Source organism: Sphingomonas segetis (assembly GCF_009720245.1).
GTDB classification, from domain to species: Bacteria; Pseudomonadota; Alphaproteobacteria; order Sphingomonadales; family Sphingomonadaceae; genus Sphingomicrobium; species Sphingomicrobium segetis.
On record NZ_WJSQ01000283.1, the window covers coordinates 1 to 1,436 of the forward strand.

At 65.6% G+C, this 1,436-nt stretch carries 1 protein-coding gene and 1 pseudogene; both read left to right on the top strand.

The window, feature by feature from the left end; genetic code table 11:
- Nucleotides 1–370 (top strand): annotated as a pseudogene (locus tag GH737_RS15600) (transferrin-binding protein-like solute binding protein); the annotation flags it as partial.
- A 146-nt stretch (nt 371–516) separates the two neighbouring features.
- Nucleotides 517–1,392 carry a transferrin-binding protein-like solute binding protein gene (locus GH737_RS15945; protein ID WP_338061789.1) on the top strand — a complete coding sequence of 292 codons (876 nt, stop codon included), beginning with the start codon at nt 517–519 and terminating at the stop codon, nt 1,390–1,392.
- Nucleotides 1,393–1,436 lie beyond the last annotated feature (44 nt).

Consider the following 1,436-nt stretch of genomic DNA (forward strand, 5'->3'; position numbering starts at 1 on the left):
GAGCTATGACGCCGAGCTCACCGGGCATGCCGGCGACTGGCAGATCTACGGCACGGCGCTTTTCCAGTTCGACTTCGGGGCCGGAACGCTGTCGGGGTACATGGATCCCGAGACCAACGGCGCGTTCGGGTCGCCGGATCTGCCTCGGTACACGTTCACCGATACCGTCTTCTCTCGCGGAAGCACGACCTTCTCGGGGTCGTTCGACTTCAAGGGCCCCACGCCTTCGTCATTCGAAGGCCGCTTCACGGGACCCAATGCCGAAGAGCTGATGGCCAGCTTCAAGGCGCCGTTCCTCGACTGGGACGACAAGGGGGAGCCGACCAAATGGGGCGTCATGGAAGGGGCCATCGTCGGCAAGCAGCATTAGCCGGTGCCTCGCGGAAGGACGCGTCGGCCGACACTCGACATCGACCACAGGAGAAGCAGATGACACGGACTTCGCCTCTGATCGGCGCCGCAGCGCTGCCATTCATGCTATGCGCGTGCGGCGGGGGAGGAGGGGGCGTGGCTTCGATGCCGACCCCAACGCCGACCCCAACGCCGACGCCGACGCCGACTCCGACACCGACACCGACGCCCCCGCCGGTCCCGCCGCTTCCCGATGGACCGATCGGCCTGACGGGCGCGGCGTCGTTCGCCACCTACAGCGCGCACCTTGGCGATGGCGGGACGGCGGTCGGCGGCAGCGGCGGAGTCGAGTTCAGCTATTCGGCCGCCGACAACAGCTACACGGTCAAGCTTCCGGGCTTCGACGCGGGCAAGCTGGTGACGGCGGGGGGGAACGGATCCTTCGACGAAACCGGATGGATCGACCTCACCTCGACCTACAACCACGTGTCGAAGGGTAATTCCACCAGCTTGCAGGCGGTCGACGTCACCCTCGACTGGCCGGCGTCGTCCGACCTCAAGTACACGAGCTTCGCCACATGGTGGCAATCGGACTCATCCTGGCTTGTGGACGGGGTGTTCGTCTATGGCATTCCGACCGCCGCTGGGGACGTGCCGCTCACGGGCTCGGCAACCTATGCAGGAAGCATCAGGGGTCTGACGAGCGACAAGCTTCCCGTGTGGGGCTCCATCGATTTCAGCTTCGATTTCGGCGCGGGGACGCTGAGCGGCGAGATGAAGCCATATTGGGCACCGGAGTGGGACGCGTACTCGCTCGGCACCTACACCTTCACCAACACGGTCTATTCGAGCGGCAGCACGACGTTCTCCGGCGCTTTCATCGCGCCGCCCGGAGCGGACGGCCCGTCGTCGTTCGAGGGAAGGTTCAACGGGCCCAGGGGCGCCGAGCTGATGGGCAGCTGGAACGCTCCGTTCAAGGACGCGATCAATGGTTACAGCGGGACGATGAGCGGCGTGTTCGGCGGGAAGAAGGGGCCTTAGGCACTAGCGGACGGGGACGAACGATGTTCGGCATCACCGCCCTT